Below are 20,769 nucleotides of genomic sequence, written 5' to 3'. Positions count from 1 at the left end.
CTCAGCTCTGGGAGCTCAATTATCAGTAGGCGGCGCTGTAGATCGCCAGTGCATCCGCTTCGCTGACTTCGCGCGGATTGTTGACCAGGAGCCGGGTCTGGTTCATGGCATCCGAGGCAAGGCGCGGCAGGAAATCCTTCGGGATGTTCATGGCGCTGAGGGTTTGTTGCAAACCGCAAGCAGCCGACAGTTCCGCCAGCCGGTCACAGAACGCAGCAGCGCGCTCCTGGCCTTCGTATCTCGCCAGTTCGGGAAATGCGTAGGGCGCCATCTCCGCATAGGGCTGAGGCGCTGTGGCAGTGTTGAAGCGCAAGACATGCGGCAGCACCAGCGCGTTGGATAGACCATGCGGAATGTGGAAATGCCCGCCCAGCGGATAGGCCAGAGCGTGGACTGCTGCCACCGGTGAATTGGCAAAGGCCTGGCCTGCCAGCATCGATCCGAGCAGCATGTCTGATCGGGCGGCGATGTCATGGCCCTCATGCACGGCCTTGAGCACGGAACGGCCCATCAGGGTGAGTGCCTGGGTTGCCAGCATTCGCGACAATGGATTATTGTTGGCGCTGGCCGAAGCATAGGATTCGATGGCGTGCACCATCGCATCGATTCCGGTTGCGGCGGTGATGTGGGGCGGCAGCCCGAGCGTCAGTTCCGGATCGAGCAGGGCCACATCCGGCAGTATCACCGGAGAGACCACGCCCATCTTTTCGTTGGTGCCGGTGGTGACGATGGAAATCGGCGTGACTTCCGAACCGGTGCCCGCCGTTGTCGGCACCAGGATCAACGGCAACCGCGGCCCCTTGACGTTGCCGACGCCGTACATCGATTTGAGCGTTTCCTTGCCCAACACCAGTACCGATACCAGCTTGGCCACATCCATCGACGAGCCGCCGCCAAGTCCGATGATGCCGTCGACGGAAGCGCCTCTGGCTTGCTCGACGGCTGCAAGGATGACCGCCTCGGGTGGATCCGCCTGCACATCGGAATACATCTCGACGGCAATGTCGGCCGCCTCAAGCACCGCCAGCGCCTTTTCAACAATCCCCGTTCGCATCATGCCGGGATCGGTGATCAGCATCACCCGTGCGCCCATCTGGGCTTTCGCAAGCTCACCAAGCCTGCCCAATTGGCCTGCCCCGAACTGGATGCTTTTTGAGGTGTTGAAGATGAAAGGCGTCACGGTACTCTCCCTGTTCTCGGCAATAGGTTGTTCAGCCGCCGAAGCTGAATGCGACAAGGACAATCAGAACGAAGGCCAGCGCGCCGGTCACGATCAGTTTGCGCAGTCTTTCGCGTTCGATCGAAGACTGGTCGCGTTTGAGTTTTCTCCTCGGCTCGTAAGCCGCAATTTCCAGCATATGGGGACTGGCCATTTCCATTTTGTAAGACAGGAACCAGACTATCCCAACACCCAAGGCCCAGAACAAAAGCGCCCAGGCCCAGATCGACGGCATGCCCACCGCCCACTCTCCACCCGACGCATCAATTGCGCCGAAAGCGGAATTACTGAATACCAACCCGGGCCCGACCGCAAGGAAAAGCCAGGCCAGAACGACCGACCATGCTACCGCACCGAGTGCCCTTGCGCGCGACCCGATACGCAAGGTGCTGGCCACAAAACGCCGCGCCTCCTGCGCCTCTTCACCAAAGGCATTTCGATTGGTGATGGCCGAAATAATGAGCACAGCGGTGAGGTTGGCGGCCATGCCCCAGGCCGCTGAGTGGATCGTCCAGGGCCAGCGCCCCCAGGGCAATTCCAACCCCAAAAATGACAGGACCTGATAGCCCAGCGGTTCAGTAAGCAGCACGCCGGCGATGCCGAAACCTACCCCAGTGGCTGCTGCTGACCGGGTGATCCAGCGTAGCCATGTTATGCCCAGCAATGGGGTCCAGAGCTGAAACGACAGCGGCAAGGCCAACGCGGCAAGTGCGGACAAGGTCACCGGTGCCAGTGACTGCATCAGCACTGACAACAGCGTCAACAGACCGATTACAATTCGGGTCAGATTGACCGTCGCCATGCGCGAAAGCCCACTGTGGAAATAGGGCTTGTACACATGACGCACGAGGCTTTCACCTGCGGTCAGCAACCCCAGGCCGGCAAGCAGTTGCACGCCGGCGATGGCGCCGAGAAACAGCCAGGCCATGAACCAGGGTGAATCAGTCTGCAACTGCGCCAGCATGCCACCCAGCGACATATTCGCATCGACAAGGCCGGCAGCGCCGATGATAGCTATTCCAAAAACGATGATGCCGCCCACTACACCGGCCATCACCCAGGTCTGGCCGGCAGCGAAGCCGTTTGCATTGCGGGTCGACATAACGATTTTAGCGGTGAGCGGACTGGCCTGAAAGCCCATGAAGGCCAGCGCCAAGCCGAAGCTGGTCAACGCTGTTTCTGCATGTCCGGAGACCGCGCCGCGCCCGAGACCCGCAGAAAACTGGATCACGCCGGACACCATGAACAGCCCGGCGCCGTCCGGCCCCTCAGCCAGCGCCTGCAGCCCATCATTTAGATGAGTAAATCCACCGGTGCTGATCAGCACGAACCCTGCCAATCCCACCACGCCGGTCAAGGCTAGCACGGTTTGAATGACGCCAAAATACCCGACAGCGCGCATGCCGCCGATGCCGACATAGGCAAACAGCACGGCGCCCAGAAACAACCCGGCGATCAATTGCGATATCATGCCGCCGCTCAGTGCGGCGATGATTTCCGACAGGGCGCGCAACTGCAATCCGGCGAAACCAACAGCAAACAAGACCGCAACTGCAGTCGAAACCACCACCAGGAAGTCGCTGTCGAAATAGCTGCGGAACAACTCGGTCTGTGACGAGAGCCGCAAACGCTGACCGATAAACCACATGCGCTTGAAGAACAGAACACCGGGCAAGGCCAACAGGATCCCGCCTTGCAAGATGCCGGGCTGTGTAAAGCCGCGAACCGAAATCTCGGTGCTTCCGCCGAGCAGAAACCAGCCGGACAGGCTGGCGCCCGCAAGTATGATGGCTGAGATCCACGGGGAGAGCGTATGGCCGGCGGAGAAATAAGTCTCGTAATTACGGTTCTCTAGCGCGGCGACGCGTGTCCAGAACAACATCACCGCGACGTAGAACAGAGCGAACAGCGGCAGCCAGATCATGTTTCCGGCATCAGTCATCGACTGCCATCTCCGCTGACCGAAGTCTTGACGTGGAAACGTGAGAAAGCGCCGCGAAGTCCGTGACGCGTCGACAAATAGGCGATGAAGCCCACCACAAGCACGGCGAAAAGGGTCAAGCCGGAATAGTAGTCGACCATCGACATCCCACCAGAGAACACGCCGGCAATAAATGTGAATGTCAGGACTCCGAACAGACCGATCCCGAGCGCAGTTTCACCGGACCTGAACCCCTGCTGATACAAACCATTGACGATGATATGAGCGACAAAGCCAGCCACGATGAATGCTGTTCCCAAAAGAGTAATGAGGTAGGAATTCCGCTTGAAGCCCTCAAGCAGAAATGCGAGCCCGCCAAATCCAAGCACCGCCCAGATTGAAAAGACGAGCAGATCGCGTTCTGTGTTCGGCTTGGCCGACATGGCGGACTCTCCGGTGAGGCGGGCACCCGGGAGCACAGGCCCCCGGGAAATGCGGTTTACTTATCGGCTGGACGTTTGCCGGACTTGGCTTTTGGTTCTGCCTCCGGGGCATTGGGCTCGGAATAGACCACCTTGGACAGATCCTGCAGTGTGTGTGAGCGGTGGATTGAATCTCCGCTCATCCCGATTTCGCCCAGCAGCTGATCGACGAAGGGCGCCTGTGAACGGTAGCGCAGGGCCGAAGAAACCACCTGCTCGGCAAGGTTTCCGTCGCGCGGACCCGCCCCGTCCGGCCCGGGTCCGTCGCCGCCATGGCTCATGTTGCCCGACAGGCCGGGAAGGCCATCGACATGGAGGATCTTGATGCCTTCGATCTTCTCCATAGGCTTGACGCTCTCGCGGATGATGGCCGGCAGGCTTTCCACCAACGCCTTGTGCAAGCCGCTCTTCCTGCTGGCGTCCGAGCGCATGTTTTCTGCAGCATTGAGTTTCTCCTTGCCGGCAGCTTCCACGCGGTAGCGTTCTTCCAGTGCGGAGACGGCGATACGGTCGGCATCGGCGCGATCCTTGGATGCGATCTTGTCGGCCTCGGCAAGGATCTTGATCCTGGTTGCCTCGGATTCCGCAGCCTTTGAGGCTTCGATCAATTCGACCACCTTCTGACGGTTGGCAATTTCGGTGTCGCGAATGGTCTGGACCCGTTCTTGCGCTTCGACCATCTGTGCACGCGCGGTTTCTGCACCGGTCTGTGCTTCCGAGCGCTCCTTCGACTTGACGGAGACAGCAATTTCGCGCGCCTGTTCCTCCAGTTCGAGCGTTTCCCGGCGCTTGATTTCAAGCCGCTCGATCTCGCGCTCCATATCGATCCGCGTGCGCTCGACGGATTCACGCTCTTTGAGCTTGATTGCCTCGATCTCGCGTTCGCGGCCGGCTGTTTCGGTGGCAATCTCGGAACGGCGCTGCGCCCGCTGGATGGCAACTTCGGCTTCGTGGTCGAGGCGGGCATATTCGGTATCGCGCTGAATCTCGAGCGATCGCTTTTCGGCCTCGAGGTTCTTGGTGCGCATGGCTATCTGGGTGTCTTTCTCGATGTCGTTGCGCTTCTTCTTGCGGCTCTCGATCTGTTCGGTCAGGATCGTCAGGCCCTCGGCATCGAAGGTGTTGGAAGGATCAAACAGCTTGATGTCGGTCTGGTCGAGCGACGTCAGCGAGACCGATTCCAGTTCGAGACCATCAAGCTCGAGGCTTTCGGCCACCTCTTTCTTGACCTCTTTGACGAATTCCTGGCGGTGCTCGTGGATGTGCTCCAGCGTCATCTTGGCCGCAGCACCACCCATGGCATCGACGAACCGGCCCTGGATCAGGTCCTTGAGTTGCTCGGCCTTCATGGTGCGGTTGCCGAGCGATCGCGCAGCGGTCGCCACCGCCTCGTTGTTGGGGGCAACACGGACATAGAATTCCACGGTCAGCTCAACCCGCATGCGGTCCTTGGTGATCAGAGATTTTTCCCGCGCCCGGGTAACTTCCAGCCGCAGCGTGTTCATGTTGACTTCGGTCAGGTCGTGCAGGATCGGCAACACCATGGCGCCGCCGCCCATGACCACTTTCTCGCCGCCAAAACCGGTTCTGACAAACGAGACATCCTTGGTCGAACGACGGTACAGCCAATGCAGCAGATATGCGCATACGGCGATAACAATCGCAGCAAGGATAATAATGGCGATGATATCTGCACCCATCATTGGAGTGTTCCTTCACTATTCGTCAGATTGGCGGGCTTGCGTAAGGCGCAAATGAAATCAGGCATCGTCGGGCCTTTCGCTGTCGAGGACTGCGGTGGCCAGAATGGCGAGGCCGAAGGCCATGCGATTGAGGAAATCGGCCAGATTATAGGCAACACTCAGGGCGCCATCATCGACATAGCCGCCGAAGGACGTGATGAAATTGCCCAGCGGGTAGATGGCCCAGCCGACCGTTACGATCAGCCGCAGCCAGAAATAGCCGCGTTGCATCGGCTCGCGCAGGGATCCGCGAATGATTTCGTCCATCTGACCGAAGAACAGTTCACCCAGAATGTAGAGCCAGAACACCAGGCCGATAAGGAAGGCGAGTGTGGCGTGCATAAAACCGGCCTCGCCGAGATAGCGCACGAACACCATCAGCACCGATACAACCACCAGTCGCCAGAACAAGCCGACGCTGAGCCTTCCGGCCTGGCTGGCCATGAAATAGAGTGCCAGAATCTGGAGAGGCATGGAGATAGTCCAGCCGACATAGTGATAGACAATCGGCACATTGCCAGCCGTTGCCCAGGCCGTGCGGGCCTCATGCAGGGCGCCAACGCCAATCAGGGCCGCTACCGCACACAAGGACACGGCGATCTTCCAGCCACGCCCCACCCAGGCCGTTCCCAGCAGCAACAGCACCGACGTCGCCGCCAACCCGTAAAGGGCTACTGAATAGCTCGCGGCGGTCAGATCTGTAGTCTCGAACACTGCCATTTTAGGCTCTCCCTACGAGTAGTATCTTGTGTGTCATTGCCCAGGCGTCCTCATATCTGCGTCCTGATGTGCGGTGAGCGGGCGTAAAGCGCGACCATCGGGAGGATCAGCAGCCCGAAAATGAATTGCTGCCATTCGAAATCGAGACCGATGCCGATGAGAAACGAAGACAGGACCTGCAGAACCAGCACGCCAATCACGGTGAAGCCGTAACCTCCCTGGCCGCCAAGCAGCGATGTGCCTCCGACCACGACAGCCGCCAGCGTGAGGAAAAGATACTGGTCTCCCACTCCGATGAACCCGCCACCGCTCCATCCCAGCAGAAGCCCACCGGTAAGTGCTGCGAAGAAGCCGGAAATCGCATACATCATGACCCAGTACTTCAACTCCGAGATCATCACCCGCTTGGCAGATGTCCGATTGACGCCGAGCGCGTAGAGATAACGGCCGTAGACCGAATAGCGCATGCCGATGGTCAGGATCACGATGATCCCCACCCAGATTACAATCACCGGCGGCAGCGGAATTCCGAACGTCTCGCCGTTCATTGCCGCCAGATTCGACAGCCATCCAGGTACCGTGCCGAAGACATTGCCGCCATAAGCAGTGCCGATCGAGGTCAGTATCTGCACGCCACCCGAAATGGCAAAGCCGGTGCCCAAGGTGACGATCAACGCCTGTCCTTGCAGCCGGTAACTCAGAAGACCATTGATCACCCCGAGCAAGACGCCAATGGCGAGCACGATGATCACTGCAAGCCACGGCGGAACCCCGAGGCTGATGAGATAGAGCAGTCCGACATTGGCCGCGCCGATGATAAAGGGGATCGAAAGGTCGAGCCCGCCCAGGAGCGCCACCAGCGTCTGCCCGACCGAGGCTATGCCCAAAAACGCCGCGAACAACAGCATCGACTTGATGTTCATCGTCGAGGCAAAGCCATCAATGTTCATCGCGCCAATCGAGAACAATCCTGAAAGCACCATGATGCCGATGAAGGCAGAGCGGTTTTCCTGGAATTGACGCCCCAGTGTCCGGGTGATGACAATAATGCTGAGCAGGATCAGCAGCGAGATGACATTCCAGACATTGAAGAAATTTTCAATCGTCAGCGACAACACAAGGAACAGCAGCAGGATCGCAACCAGCCCGATCAGTGCCGGACGGAATTGCAGCCAGACCCGCCGAATTTCGCTGGGGCCTTCCGCGTTTTCCGGTTGCGCTTCGATGAATTGGCCCAGCACATAACGCCAGCCCCAGACAAAGGCTGCCAAAGTTGCAATCGCCGAGAGGATGATGATTTGCACCGAGGTGCCCTGCATGAAGCCGAAGATGACCCCGATAACGGTGAGGATGATCCCGACCACCAGACCGATGATCTTTGCAGGCAAACCGAGAGGCTGAGTGGAGGCGGAATTCATTCTACTGCCTCCGTTGCAGGCGACAGGGCGAGGCCGTCAGGATGGCGCATCATGTAGGCGCCAAGCACCACCAGCGCCAGCACCACCACCGCGACCACAGGAGCCAGGCTGCGCTTTTCAGACATCGAGAACGCAAGCCGCAAGAAAACCGCAATCACCACCATCAACAGCACGAACAGGATCACCGGTGTGGCCTCGGCGCGCAAGGCACGTTCCTGCGGGTTGGGAGCGGCAACTTCGAGCGGTGCGACATAGAGCAGTTCTGGCTCGATCGGCTCGAGCATCTGGGACACAATCACCGGTTCGGTTGTTTCGCTTTGCTGAGGCGTTGCTGCGCCGGATTGATAATCGAATGTCGCATGCAGGATCACGCCAAGCGCAACCACCGAAAGCGCCACAAAATACAGCAGCGGAGAGAAATTGCGCAGATGCCGCTGGATGAAGGGAATGATCAACGTCAGGAGCAACGAAACGACCAGGATCGTGCCATAGGCAAGATTGGTGACAAAACTCTGTACCGCGCCGAAGTTGAAGGTCGCCAGCACGAAGGTGATCAAATAGAGATTGATCGCCCCCAGGAACGAGCCGAACACCCCGCCGCGCCCGCCGGCCAGCGACGCGCCACCAAGAACCAGCGCGGTGACCGCGATCAGCGTGTAGGTGGTTCCCTGCGATGGGTCACCCGATGAAATTAGTGCTGTGAACGCGATGGCTGCCAGACCGGCAAAGCACCCGGAGATCAAATGCGCCCCGATCCTGACCACATAGATGGGAACGCCACTGGTGTAGGCCGCGCGCTCATCCGATCCCATCAGCCGCAGATGGGTGAAGAAAGCCGTCTGGGTGAACAGCATCCAGCCAAGCGAGGCCAGCACCAGAATCAGCAGAACCGGCGAGAAAATCGAGGTGCCGAGCCCCCAATCCGCCATCCATTGCGGGGCAACGCCGCCGGGGCGAGGCAGGATCACAAGATTGAGGCCTGAAAGCGCCAGATAGCCCGACAGCGAGACGATGATCGGCTGTACCCGGACATAGATGACGATCAAGGCAAATATCAACTGATAGGCCGCCCCCACCGCGATGGCATAGGCGAAGACAGCGATCGGGTTCTCCAGAACACCGGCGCCATGAAGTTGGATCAGTGTCACATTGACAAAGCCGATAAGCGGTCCCACCGACAGATCGACGGTTCCACGCCCTGAAATCACCACCGCCATAAGCGCATAAGTGGCCAGGATAAGCGGCGTCGCCACGATAATGGCGCTTCCGATACCGGCGCTGGTGACAAGGCTGGGCGAACGCAGCACGGCCAGACCAAGCAACAGGAAAAACAGGCTGATCGGCACCAGCAAGAAAGGGTTGGACCTCCCGCCGCGGGATGGCTCATCCGTGGAAGCTGCGGCTTCGGGCAAGGGGATGGCCTGGCTCACAGCTTTACCTGCCTTGGCTGAAGTGTATCGGCAGCGAACTCGATGATCTTGATTGGGCGACCTGCGGCCTGGTTCTTGACCGGCGTATCGGTGCGGGGGGGATCAGCAGCAGCGATATCAGCCTTGGGTGCCTGATCCTTGCCGGGTTTGAGCGCGTCGGGGACGACAACGGTGACCCGCACGCCGTCCGCCGATATCGAGGCATCCGACGAACCGGAAGCAATGCGGCCAGGAACCAGCCCATACTCGGTTCCCAGCCCCTGTCCGTCTGTCTGCCCGAACATCGCCTCGAGAATTGTTTTGGGATCAAGCCGGCGGCCATCAAAGGCGTCAAACGGCGCGCCGTCGCGAAAGACGATCACCCGGGTGGCAAATCCCAGAAATTCTTCAAGCTCCGACGACATGTAGATTACGGATTTTCCGTCGCTGGCGAAGCTGCGCAGGTGCTTGTAGAGCTCCGCCTTGGCCCCCACATCGATGCCGCGCGCCGGATCATTGAGAACGATGACATCGGGGCGCATGGCAAAGCCGCGCCCAATCAGCACCTTCTGCTGGTTGCCGCCCGACAGCGAGGTAATCTTGTCATCCCGCATGCCGAACTTGATCATCAGATTGTCGACTTCGCGCTTGAAGATAGCACCCAGCGCTTCGCGATCGATAATGCCGAGAATTCCGGCACGCTTCTTTTCCCGGTAGAGTGGCATGACCATGTTTTCGAAGATCGACAATGACGCAAAAATGCCTTCCTTCTTGCGGTCGCCGGAAACATAGGTGATGCGATGGGCAACCGCTTCAGCCTGATTGCGCACCACATGCAACTCACCATGGTGGTCGCGAACCTGGATCAGGCCGTGAGCCGCTTCCTGCACGCCGGCCAGCACTCGAACGAAACCATCCTGGCCCTGTCCATCGAGGCCTGCGACGCCGACAATCTCGCCACGGCGCAGTTCAAAATCGAACTGACGGCCTTCCGGCCAGATCGCCAGATTACTGGCCTGCAAGGCAACAGTGTTATCGGCGGGCTGTGGGGCCTGAAGCGCGTGATGGGCATCCCCCTGATCTTCACCGGTCATCAGCGCAAGCAGGTTCTTTTCAGTGATCTCATGCTTTTCGAGAACGCCGACATCGCGCCCATCACGCAGCACGGTGGCACGGTCGGAGATGCGGATCAGTTCGGCAATCCGGTGGGTGACGATAAGTACCGTGGTTCCGCCGTCGCGAAGCGCGCGCATCTTGGCAAACAACCGCTCGGTACTGTCGAAATCGAGCGCGGCAGAGCTTTCGTCGAGAATTAGGATTTTAGGCTCGCTCAACAGCGCGCGAGCAATGGTTATCCATTGTTTGAGGCCGAGCGGGAGTGTTCCCACCATGGCGAAGGGATCAACCGATTCGCCGGACAATTCGCGCATCAGGTCTGCCGCACGACGCACTTTCCGGTCTTGTGACATTTTCTTGGTGAAGAGCGAATCTGCCCCCATGAAGATGTTGTCGACGACCGAACTTTCGTCCGCGACCAGCACCTCCTGGTAAACCGTCGAAATGCCGAGGGCCCGGCTCTCGGCCGGCGTCGATGGCGTTTCACCCAAAATGGAGACGGAGCCACCGTCAATCGGCAGGATGCCCGAGACGACCTTCGCCATTGTGCTCTTGCCGCAGCCATTACCACCAACCACGGCGTGAATCTCGCCCGCACGGGCCGAGAAGCTGGCGCCATCAAGCGCGCGCGTCGGTCCGAAATACTTCTTCACATTGCGCACCAGGATCGTGTCGCGACCCGGAGCGGCTGGTGTGATGTCAGTGGGGTGAGGGGTCATCATGGTTCCGGCAAAACGGGTTTGGAAGCTGCGGGGCCACCGCAGGAGTGGCCCCGCTTCAATGGTTACTTTGCGACGTATTTCTTCGGGTCGGCAGGCTTGAGGAAGAAGTCGTCCAGGTATTCGGACGCCCCACCCCAGCGATCGGCGCCAACGGCAAGCCAGTCAGGTGTGTCCAGGCTGCAATCTTCTGCCATCACCTTGGCCAGATCATCGTAGGTCAGCTTGATCGGGTCGACGAGGACGGACTGGATCTTCGGCCCCTGTCCCTGAAGTGTCCGCATCATGATGTTCCAGATCAACTGCATCTCATCAGCTGGCGGCCAGACCTGATAGGAAGCGGTGATGTAGTCGGGGTTCTGGCGCCAGTAGCACAAGGCGCCGAGTTCACCACCGATTGCCACCGGCACATCGCCGCGACCGGACTGCTGAACTGCGCGCAGAACGCCCATTTCAGCGGCTGACTGGACGACAATTCCGTCGAGCTTGCCTGGATGGGTGGCGAGCCATTTCTGCACTTCGCCCTGCGCAACCTGATCGGTCCACATGCCGGCAACCGAGCCAACGACCTTGACGCCAGGTGCCGAAGCAAGACCTGCCTTGACGCCGCGGTCCTGGCTGTCAGATCCGGAAGTTCCGGGAATGCCCTCGACGACCAGGACATTGCCTTCGCCGCCGATTTGCTCAGCCATATTCTTGCCGATCTCGAAACCGGCAACCTGGTAGTTGACCGATGAGTTGATCGCGTATGGCGAGGTAAGGTAGCCGGTCAGCGAGAATACCGGCACGCCCTTGTCAGCCGCGTACTGGACGGTCTGGTTCAAGGCGGTCGGGTTCGAGCAACAGACGATGATGGCGTCCACACCCTGATCAACCAGTTGGCGCATCTGCTGGATCTGGGTTGAATCATTGAGGTTCGACTGGGTGATCACGACTTCATCAAGCAAGCCGAGTTCTTTCCACTCGGGAATGATGACATTTTGCAGTTCGTTCATGGCACCGGCGCGCCAGGTGTTGCCAGCGTAGGAACTGGCATAGCCGATTTTCCAGGGTGGCGGGTTCTTGGCGACGAAATCGCGCCAGGCGCTCGGACCAATCGGCTGAGCCGGGTCAAGCATGTCGGGGTTGTAGAGCCGGGCGGCAACGTCCGGGTTGATTTCATCGATACCTTCGGCGTGAACATTGATGGCACCAAGCGCCAAAAATCCCGCTGCCAAGGCAATTTTGCTGAACGTTCTCATGAATTGCGTCTCCTCTGTCCTCATTGCAGGCACTCACCTCCACAGGATAATCCCGTGGACAGGTTTTCGGGCAATTATCTGATTTTGCTAAGCAAAATCCCTCCCTGCCCCTTGAGCTCTATTCTTCCAGCGCGAACTGCCGCGCCGGCGGATCAATCGTAAAAATCGTATGGAGCCTTCAGGAAAGACTCCCATGTGTCCGGGTCATGGCCGGTGACCACCATGGCGCCGGTGTCCTCTGCTATCCGGTGCAACTTGGCGACCGAATTCGCCGCGTCGGACGAAGACACGACCAGACCGGGCAATGCCTTGTTGTTCCAATGGTCGAGCGTATAGGCGGCATCAATGGTCAGCAGCACCGGCCCGGTGTTCGGTAATGTGATTAGAAAGGACATGTGCCCGGTGGAATGGCCGGGTGTGAAAATCATGCGGATGACGCCATCGCCATAAAGATCGAAATTGTCGGTGTATTCCCCGCCCAGGAACTTCCAGTCCAGACCCGGTCGATCGAAATCGGCCCGGATGTAAGCTCCCGCTGCAAACCAATGTGGCTTGAAGGCATAGTCATATTCACAGCGTTGCACGATGTGTTGAGCCCGTGGGAACCGCCCGATAGCGCCGGTGTGATCGAGATGGAGATGAGACTGCAGCACGTAGCGCACGCCATTCGGCTCAACACCGACGAGACGGCATTGGTCGACACAGTTGTCGGCAATATTCATCACCGGGTCGTAGGCATCAACAACGGCGCCCCAATGTCCGCGCTTATCGATCGCGGCCTCGACGGCATTGCCGCCGTCAATCACCACATTTCCCATGGGATGCTTGATCAGAAACCAAGGCACCGGGATTTCGAAATCCCCATCGCCCTGGTTCATCTTGATGTATTTGACCTTGGTGCGCAGCGTTCCGGTTTGGAACATGTGCAATTCAATACCGGAGGACTTACGCGTCCGGCGCGCCGGATCCGGCGTTCGATGACTGAAATCAGGCCGCGGCGCCAGATTGCTGGCGCTCGATTTCGATGATGCCGCGGCATTCTCGACTTCCACCCGCTGACCTTTATCATCGAATTCTACGATCTTCATAAAGCTTACCCTTGATTTGCGGTCTTGCCGGCGATTGTTCCCGCTGGCGCGAATGATCAGGACTTGGATTCAATGATGCGAAGCGCTTCCTTCAGATACACGGCGAAAAGCGGGTAGTTCTCCGACATCGGGAAATGACCGATATCTTCCATCTCGATGTAAATGCCGCCGGGGATCTGCCTGGCAGTCGCCTCGGTGGCTTCCGGCGGAGTGAGATAATCGTAGGTTCCGGTCATCATGATCACCGGGCAACGGCGAGTGTCGATGTTTCCGAGTTGCCCGCGCATGTCGTGGTCGATCGAATAGAAATGCAGGTCGCCTTTGAATACTTCGGCGCCCTGGGTGTAATAGTGCCAAGTCTGCCAGCGATCCTGTTCCGGGCTTTGCGGGGCCATCAGATCCCAGACGCCCGAGCCGCATACCTGTGCAGCATTGGCGTGGGGATGCCGCCACAGATCGAGGAAAAATCCCGGCGCATGCTCCGCGGCCTCTACCGGAATCACGGCCCGGAACTTGTCGGGGTGATGCAGCGCCAGTTGCAACGCGACATTGCCACCAAATGACGACCCCATGAAAATCGGTCGGTCCAGTTCAAGAGCTTCGCAGAACGCCGTGATGAAATTCATGAAATGCTCGGCAGTCAGAAGGTATTCCTCCTTCCACCATTCGCGGTTGTGGGGCGGATCGGATTTTCCGTGCCGTGCCAGATCATAAGCGATCACGTCGTAGTTTGCCGTGATGTCGGGATCTTCAAGCAACCCCATCCACTGATGATTGTGACATCCCGCTGTGTGCTGACAGACCAGTGGAACGCCACTGCCATTGCGAAGGTAAAATACCTTGTACTCGCAACCGTCGACGTCAATGGTAACGTAACGACCGACTACCGGTGATTGCTTGGCCATACCGGGCTCCATGAGATTTTGGAATTAGTGGGACGCGCGAACTGGGTCAGCGACGAGCTCATACAGGCACACCGACCTTGCGCAACAGTTCGAATTGAACCGTGAAGTTACGCAGGTTCTGCATCAGTGCGAGCGTATTGCCCTCGATCTTCAAGTCGCGGCGAAAGCTCGCCGACCAGATGCCATGGAACATTGGCGCGGGAATCGGTCGCGCAAATTCCCGCCAAGTCTGGGGACTGGCGCGCAGGGCAAAATCATAGGCATCCATCGGTGCGGGATCGACATTAATTCGATAGACTTTGCCATCGATCATTTCGACGATCACCTTCGCCGTCCCCATGTCCCACAGATAGGTGCATGTGAAATACTTGGCCATCGCGCCGATTGTCTGATCGCGGTCAGATGCTTCGCTGAACCTTGTGGCCCAGTCTCTCACGCTCATCACCATGCATCACTCTCCCCGCCGCTCCACCACGGCCATCGCGAATAATGCCTTCCACTCGCGGATCAAATTTAATATCAGGCTAGGTGCCACTGTTGCCTGGTTGGTGTTCAGCATGCTGAACGCTTTCCCGTAGACAGAACGATAAACAATAGGCTAAACACCTGTCAAGAACGATATGATCTTTGCGTCTGGAAATATTCATGAAGCAGGAAGAAACGAAGACAAACCTGGTCCCTGCACTTGAACGTGGGACGCGTATATTGGATTTGATTGCACGTACAAAGGGTTACCCCAGTCTTTCGGAGATTGCCCGCGAGATCGGCATTGCCAAGAGCAGTGCCCACACGCTGTGCAACACTTTGGTTCAACTCGAATTGCTGATTCGGCGCCCCGACCAGACCTTTCAGCTCGGACCTCATGTCATGCGCTGGTCGAATGCGTTTACACAGCAGTCCGATGTCGCCGCGGAATTTGCCGCTTTGTGGGATCAGGAAACGGAAATGCCGGGCGCCACCATCACTCTGTCCGTGCTTGAAGGAACAGAGGTGGTTTACATCGCCGCGCGCAATTCTGCGGTCAGCCATTCATTGATTGAATTTCGTGCAGGCATGCGTCTTCCCGCGCCATTCACGGCCACCGGGAAGGCATTCCTCAGCCAAATGAGTGATTTTGAAGTCCGCCGTCTACTTTCCGACGGGCTGCCAGAGCCGCGCACACCGCACAGTGTTCAAACCCTCGACGCGCTTTTGTCAGAACTGCAAACCATCAGAAAGCACGGCTATTCCTGCGACGACCAACAGGTCGCCGAGGGTCTCGTCTGTTATGGTGCGTCGGTGCTTGATTCACGCAATCGACCCATTGCGGGTATTGCCGTAAGTCTGCAAGCGGAGCAACTCTCCGAAAGTGAGAAGAACCAGATCATTTCGAATGTGCAGCGCATGGCGGCGCGGCTTTCAGTGAGAATGGGTGCGGATCTCAATTAGCGGCTGTATCTTGCCTTGGTCCTTGGTCCTTGGTCCTCGGTCATCAGCATTTCCGCCTTCCCAATTCTGGGCGGTCAATGGAAATGTCTGGCGAGTAACGGCATATCTAAACCTGGTTGGTACTTGAAACGAGAGATAGCGGCGGGTCGGTAGAGATCCCGCCACGCCCTGTCATCTGCTTTTCATCGTATTTCCCCAGCACGGGTGACTGGGCTTGTGGTGCTTCACGGAGAGACGTGAGGAAATACGCGACCGAGGGGGAAGGGGCTGCGATGCCCCTTCGCAAGCGCCCAATCTCGTTCTTCTGTTTGGAAGTGTCCCTTCGTGGAGGCGTAGCGGCGCGACACTATCGATTGGCCGGATCAGCCTTGGAAGATTTGGCAGCAGCAGGGCGGCGCGGGCGTGTTCGTCCCGGCTTCTGATTGTCACGATTTTGCATCTCGACTGCAGCTTTGACCGCTTCCCTGGTCTCGAGAATATGTTGCTCAACCAGTTTTTGCGCAAGCGGGCCGTTGCGGGAAGCGACGGCCGAAAGAATGGCTTCGTGCTGGTCTACCGAATCCGCCCATCGTTGCCCGATGTCCAGTGCCAGGAAACGCGCCCGTTCGACCTGGATGAACAATGTCGAGTGCGCCGAAACCAAAGCGCTGTTGTGGGACATTGCCACAAGTGCGAGATGCAGGTCCTGGTTCAGCGAGAAATACTGGGTCCGATCACGCCGCTCGAAACAGCGGATCATCCGCAGGTGGATTTTCCGGAAGGCTTCGACATCTTCTTCCGTCGCCCGTTCACAGGCCAAAAAGGCGGCTGATCCTTCAATGATTGCCTGGGCCTCGAATAGCTCATCCACATCATTAGGGCGCAGGCTTGCAACCATCGCCCCCCGGTTCGGATGAATTTCGACGAGTTTCTCCGAGGCAAGCACCTTCAGCGCCTCACGCAAAGGCGTTCTCGACACTCCGAGCTTCTCGCAGAGTTCGGATTCAGGCACCCACTCATCAGGTTCCAGCTCATGATGCAGAATCATTTTTCGGATGTGCGCGGTCAGTTCCACGTGCAGACTCGGTCTGAAACTGCGAACCGAGAGCCGATTTGGTTTTCGCATTCTTGTCAATATCTCCAAATAATATACATAAAAATCAATTACATATTCGAAATGTAATTAATTATGCATAATTTCCTTGCGTAAATCCTGATGCCACTCTTTAATCCACTTGTACCCTGAGACAAGCAAAAGGTTAAGCCAATGCCCCTTATTCGCCGCTCTCTGCTCATGACTACAATGCTCGCTGGAATGTCTGTCGTTCAGCCAGCTCTCGCCCAGGAAAACCGCTCCATCACAATCAGTGGCGTGAGCAGTTTTAGCCTTATTGAACCGCTCATCCCCCAGTTTGAAGAGATGACAGGGATCGACGTCGATCTCCAGGTTCTTCCCTATCCGCAGGTTCGTCAGCGTTCGATGGCAGATTTTGTCAGCGGAACTGCGAATTCCGACATTTACGGCCAGGACATTGTCTGGCTCGGCGAGTGGGCGGAAAAGGGTTACGTCGTCCAGCTTGATGATCTGATCAAGCGCGACCTCACTCAGGAAGATCTCGACGACATCCTTCCTGGCGCTCTTGACGCTCTTTCCAAGTGGAAGGGTAAGACCTGGAGCATGCCGTTCGGCGCCTATTATTTCCTTATGTACTACCGTCAGGACCTGTTCGATGCCGCCGGGCTCAAGGCACCCGTCACTCTTGATGATGTAGATGCTGCCGCTGCCAAGTTGACCGATCCGGCCACCAACATGTTTGGTGTGTCGATGCCTTATCAGCGCGGCGCTCCGATCGCTTCCTGGTTCCTGGCAACCTATACCGGTGCAGGCGGCAAGCTTCTCAAGAACCCGCCCGAGAATTTTGCGCCAACGCTTGATTCTCCGGAAGCTCTGGAGGTTCTGACCCATTACGTCGACTGGCTCAAATATGCGCCGGCTGGTGCTATCGGCCACCATTGGAATGATCAGACCGTGGCCATGCAGACCGGCCGGATTGCCATGACGCCGAGCTTCTCGATCAACGGTACCGAATTTGCCAAGCCGGAAAGGTCTGTTGTTGCCGGCAAGGTAGGTTACACGACGATGCCGCGGCTTTCCGCGGAGCAGGAGCCGGTCATTCCGTTTGGCGGATGGGCCGTTGCCATCAACGCCAAGAGCGAGAAGGTCGAGGACAGCTGGACCTTCATCAAATGGCTTACCAGCCAGGATGTGCAAAAGCAGCTTGCGCTGATCAACGGGACACCGGTTCGCTACTCGGCGCTCGAGGAGCCTGAGGTGCAGAAATTGTACCCGTGGGTTTCGGAAATCGTTGCAGCCGAGAAAGAAGGTCAAGTGTTTTCGGACTACCGTCCGCGTTACCCCTTTTATCCGCAGGTGGAAGAAATTCTCGGACTGCAGTTGAACCGGGCGGCGTTGGGTGAAGTTACACCTGCCGAGGCGCTGAAGATCGCCAATGAAGAGATAACCAAGGTTATCAAGGACGCAGGACATCCTGTCGAATAGCCCCCGATAAGCTGCCACGCCTGGAAGGCCGTCCCCTATGGTGAACACGACTACACAACAGACTGGCGTCACGTCCATTGACCCCGACATGTTTGACGATAGCGGACCCGAAACTGCGTGGTGGTTCATAGCTCCGGCTGTGGCGATGAGCGCGTTGCTCATCGCCCTGCCGCTTACCGGGCTGCTCGTCATCAGCCTGTTCGACTGGAACCTGACCAGAAGCGGAGTGATGCGCTTTGTGGGTCTTGGCAATTACGTTGATATCTTCGCAGACAGCAATTTTTGGCATGCGCTCTGGGTGACGATCAGGTTCATCGCCGAAACCGTGGCGTTCCAGCTGATCGCCGGTATAGGCATCGCCTTGCTGCTCAGCCAGCGGCTTTTCGGAATGAGCATCATCAGGACGCTCTTTCTGGCGCCGATGATGATCGCGCCGGTGTTTACGGGCATGATCTGGCGGCTTTGCCTGTCAGATGATTTCGGCATCGTCAAATACGGGCTTCAATCACTGGGCTGGACTCGACCGCCGCTTTGGCTTGCCGACCCCAATTTCGCTCTCCACACGATCGCGGTCATCAATGCCTGGCAGTGGACGCCGTTTGTCGTGCTGTTCGTCATGGCAGGCCTGCAGATCATTCCGGATGATCTTTATGAGGCCGCCCACCTGGATGGCGCTGGATCAATCCGCACATTCTTCTCGATCACTCTGCCGTTGCTGACACCGATCCTCATCAGCGTGCTGGTGTTCCGCACCATCGACGCAGTCAAGGTGTTTGACGTCATCTATTCGACCACGGGAGGCGGGCCCGGAACGAGTACGGAAACGCTTTCCTATCTGGTTTACCAACAGACCGCCAATTTCTTCAATCTTGGATATGGCTCGGCCATCGCGATGGTGATGTTGATGGTTGTCGCGCTGCTGGCACTGGCGCTGGTGGCCGTGGGCAGCCTCGGTGGCCGCAAAGAAAATTCGGAGGCATCATGAGCGGGATTCGCAAGCTACTCGTCTATCTGGCGAGCATCTCGGTCTGCCTGGTGTTCCTGGCGCCGATCCTGTGGGTCATCAACATCTCGCTGAAAGCCCGCGCCGACATTTTCACTTGGCCGCCGTCGGTGATTTCCTTTCAGCCGACGCTGGATAACTACGCCAGTGTGCTGAGCACCTCGGGTCGGTTTTTCGGGTTCCTCACGAACAGCCTGATTGCAGCGCTGATTTCCACCGTTGTGGCACTTGTCATCGGGTCGTTTGCGGCCTTCGGGCTGGGTGGCAGACGTCGCCGCAAATCATTCGCCTGGACCTACTGGATGCTGTCGTTCCGGATGATGCCGCCGATTGTCCTGATCATTCCCTATTACATCATCCTGCAGCGCATCGGCGCACTCGGTGAACTGTGGGCGATTGCGCTTACCCACACCATTTTCAGCGTCGCCATCGTGATCTGGATGATGAAGAACTTTTTCGACGAAATTCCGCCCGAAGTCGAGGAAGCCGCGATTGTCGACGGTGCTAGCCAATGGCAGCTTTTCCGCCTGATCGCGCTGCCGATCTCCAAGGCTGCGCTGGCCGCCTCCGCGATCTTCGCGTTTCTTACCTCCTGGAACGAGTTCATTTTCGCGATCATGCTCTCCAATACCGGCAGCCAGACGGTTCCGGTGGCGATCTCGACCTTTGTCGGCGAAGTCTATGTCAGCTGGGGTGAACTTGCCGCAGCAACAATTGTCGGCATTCTTCCGGCAATGCTCTTTACCTTCATTGGCCAGCGCTACCTGCTTGTCGGCCTGGCTCCCGGAGCTGTGAAATGAGCGAGGGCATGCTGATATGCTGCGGTTCGCTGACACTCGACAACGTGCTGACTGCCGATGGTCGCGCGCTTCCACAGAGTTGGGGCGGCAATGTGCTCTATTCTGCCGCCGCCGCACGCCTCTGGCATGACAATGTCGGAATCGTCAGCCGCATCGGCCATGATTACCCGGCAGAGGTTGCCGAGAGATTCGTCGAGCGGGGGATCGATGTCAGCGGTCTCGTGCCGGTTGACGCACCGCACGGAATGAATGTCGCTTTCAGCTATCGCCCGGATGGCAGCAGGGTTCGCAAGTTTCCGTCTGAAGCGGTTGACCTGATCCCGGAAGCAGATCGGGCCAGGTTCATTGATTACACCACCTTCGGCACCGAACACCGGTTTGCGACCTGGATGGCCTTTGCGCCAGAGGGATCCGATATCCCGGTATCCTGGCGCGACCGGGGACTGGGTTTGCACTGTGCTGCGATGCCGGTCGAAAGGCACATTTCGATAGCTCGCGCCATGCGCCCGGCGCGCAAGAGCGGAGCCTGGATACAGGTTGATTCGCCCTGGTACGATGAGCGTGATCTCACCCGCGATTATTCCGCCGATCTGTTCGCACTCATTGATGCTTTGCTCCCGAGTGAGGCCGATCTCGAAATTGTTGCCGGATCCGGCAGCTTGGCGCACCAGATCGATGGCATGTTGGCCTCAGGGCTGAAGCGTGTCGTGGTCAAGCGCGGAGGCGAGGGATGTACGCTTCATACACGCGGCGAGACCGACAGCCACATACCAATTTATCCGAGTCAGGTCATCGACCTGACAGGTGCGGGAGACGCTTTTTGCGGCGGCTTTCTTGCCGGAATGATCATGACCGGCAACCCGGTCGAGGCGTCACACTACGGCACGGTGTCGGCCTCCTTCGCAATCGAAGGCGTGGGAATATCGCGCTTGTTGAAGACAACCGCGGACGAAGCCCAGCAGCGGCTGGCGCAGTATCGCGATAGCATCAAAGTCCTCCCCCAGACATAGCAATGTAAA

18 protein-coding genes are annotated in these 20,769 nt (G+C 58.0%); 5 read left to right on the top strand and 13 right to left on the bottom strand.

Going from position 1 to position 20,769, the window contains the following annotated elements; translation table 11 throughout:
- Positions 1-22: 22 nt before the first annotated feature.
- The 12 genes from OEG84_RS13070 to OEG84_RS13015 all read right to left on the bottom strand — a co-directional run bounded on the left by OEG84_RS13070 (position 23) and on the right by OEG84_RS13015 (position 14,428).
- Positions 23-1,180 carry an iron-containing alcohol dehydrogenase gene (locus OEG84_RS13070; protein ID WP_267654162.1) on the bottom strand — a complete coding sequence of 386 codons (1,158 nt, stop codon included), beginning with the start codon at positions 1,178-1,180 and terminating at the stop codon, positions 23-25.
- Between the two features lie 31 nt (positions 1,181-1,211).
- The gene (locus tag OEG84_RS13065; RefSeq protein ID WP_267654161.1) at positions 1,212-3,161 is read right to left on the bottom strand and encodes a sodium:solute symporter family transporter; all 1,950 of its coding nucleotides are present in this window, start codon (positions 3,159-3,161) and stop codon (positions 1,212-1,214) included.
- A complete protein-coding gene (locus OEG84_RS13060; protein WP_267654160.1) occupies positions 3,158-3,583 on the bottom strand; it encodes a hypothetical protein in 426 nt (141 codons plus the stop codon). The genes OEG84_RS13065 and OEG84_RS13060 overlap by 4 nt, the downstream gene beginning before the upstream one ends.
- Positions 3,584-3,639: 56 nt before the next feature.
- On the bottom strand, positions 3,640-5,325 hold the full coding sequence (locus OEG84_RS13055; protein WP_267654159.1) for a flotillin family protein: 1,686 nt from the start codon (positions 5,323-5,325) through the stop codon (positions 3,640-3,642).
- 57 nt (positions 5,326-5,382) lie between these two features.
- Positions 5,383-6,084, bottom strand: coding sequence for a bacteriorhodopsin (locus OEG84_RS13050; RefSeq protein ID WP_267654158.1), 702 nt, complete (start codon positions 6,082-6,084; stop codon positions 5,383-5,385).
- 50 nt (positions 6,085-6,134) lie between these two features.
- Positions 6,135-7,502 carry an ABC transporter permease gene (locus tag OEG84_RS13045; RefSeq protein ID WP_267654157.1) on the bottom strand — a complete coding sequence of 456 codons (1,368 nt, stop codon included), beginning with the start codon at positions 7,500-7,502 and terminating at the stop codon, positions 6,135-6,137.
- A complete protein-coding gene (locus OEG84_RS13040) occupies positions 7,499-8,932 on the bottom strand; it encodes an ABC transporter permease (RefSeq protein ID WP_267654156.1) in 1,434 nt (477 codons plus the stop codon). The genes OEG84_RS13045 and OEG84_RS13040 overlap by 4 nt, the downstream gene beginning before the upstream one ends.
- The gene (locus OEG84_RS13035; protein ID WP_267654155.1) at positions 8,929-10,746 is read right to left on the bottom strand and encodes a sugar ABC transporter ATP-binding protein; all 1,818 of its coding nucleotides are present in this window, start codon (positions 10,744-10,746) and stop codon (positions 8,929-8,931) included. Before OEG84_RS13035 ends, OEG84_RS13040 begins: the two co-directional genes overlap by 4 nt.
- Positions 10,747-10,811: 65 nt before the next feature.
- A complete protein-coding gene (locus OEG84_RS13030; protein ID WP_267654154.1) occupies positions 10,812-11,987 on the bottom strand; it encodes an ABC transporter substrate-binding protein in 1,176 nt (391 codons plus the stop codon).
- Positions 11,988-12,139: 152 nt separating this feature from the next.
- Positions 12,140-12,910, bottom strand: coding sequence for an AttM family quorum-quenching N-acyl homoserine lactonase (gene attM / locus OEG84_RS13025; protein ID WP_267656178.1), 771 nt, complete (start codon positions 12,908-12,910; stop codon positions 12,140-12,142).
- Positions 12,911-13,131: 221 nt separating this feature from the next.
- Positions 13,132-13,980 carry an alpha/beta fold hydrolase gene (locus OEG84_RS13020; protein WP_267654153.1) on the bottom strand — a complete coding sequence of 283 codons (849 nt, stop codon included), beginning with the start codon at positions 13,978-13,980 and terminating at the stop codon, positions 13,132-13,134.
- A gap of 58 nt (positions 13,981-14,038) precedes the next feature.
- Complete coding sequence (locus OEG84_RS13015) at positions 14,039-14,428, bottom strand: hypothetical protein (RefSeq protein WP_267654152.1); 390 nt, start codon at positions 14,426-14,428, stop codon at positions 14,039-14,041.
- A gap of 197 nt (positions 14,429-14,625) precedes the next feature.
- Between OEG84_RS13015 and OEG84_RS13010 the strand changes: the two genes are divergently transcribed.
- Complete coding sequence (locus OEG84_RS13010) at positions 14,626-15,408, top strand: IclR family transcriptional regulator (protein WP_267654151.1); 783 nt, start codon at positions 14,626-14,628, stop codon at positions 15,406-15,408.
- Between the two features lie 346 nt (positions 15,409-15,754).
- On the opposite strand, the gene OEG84_RS13005 is transcribed toward OEG84_RS13010, so the two are convergent.
- A complete protein-coding gene (locus OEG84_RS13005; protein WP_267654150.1) occupies positions 15,755-16,462 on the bottom strand; it encodes a GntR family transcriptional regulator in 708 nt (235 codons plus the stop codon).
- A gap of 192 nt (positions 16,463-16,654) precedes the next feature.
- Between OEG84_RS13005 and OEG84_RS13000 the strand changes: the two genes are divergently transcribed.
- From OEG84_RS13000 to OEG84_RS12985, 4 genes are read left to right on the top strand one after another with little or no spacing between them, the layout of a single operon-like run.
- Complete coding sequence (locus OEG84_RS13000) at positions 16,655-17,947, top strand: extracellular solute-binding protein (RefSeq protein WP_324288203.1); 1,293 nt, start codon at positions 16,655-16,657, stop codon at positions 17,945-17,947.
- A 37-nt stretch (positions 17,948-17,984) separates the two neighbouring features.
- Positions 17,985-18,932: a carbohydrate ABC transporter permease gene (locus tag OEG84_RS12995; RefSeq protein ID WP_267654149.1), complete on the top strand. Its 948-nt coding sequence runs from the start codon at positions 17,985-17,987 to the stop codon at positions 18,930-18,932.
- Entirely contained in the window at positions 18,929-19,750 is an 822-nt protein-coding gene (locus OEG84_RS12990; protein ID WP_267654148.1) for a carbohydrate ABC transporter permease, read from the top strand. The genes OEG84_RS12995 and OEG84_RS12990 overlap by 4 nt, the downstream gene beginning before the upstream one ends.
- Positions 19,747-20,760 carry a carbohydrate kinase family protein gene (locus OEG84_RS12985; protein WP_267654147.1) on the top strand — a complete coding sequence of 338 codons (1,014 nt, stop codon included), beginning with the start codon at positions 19,747-19,749 and terminating at the stop codon, positions 20,758-20,760. Before OEG84_RS12990 ends, OEG84_RS12985 begins: the two co-directional genes overlap by 4 nt.
- The last annotated feature ends 9 nt before the right edge of the window (positions 20,761-20,769 follow it).

Origin of the sequence: Hoeflea algicola, assembly GCF_026619415.1 — a bacterium.
GTDB lineage: Bacteria > Pseudomonadota > Alphaproteobacteria > Rhizobiales > Rhizobiaceae > Hoeflea > Hoeflea algicola.
The sequence above is the reverse complement of the archived record's forward strand: the minus strand, read 5'-3'. Positions and strand labels throughout refer to the sequence as shown.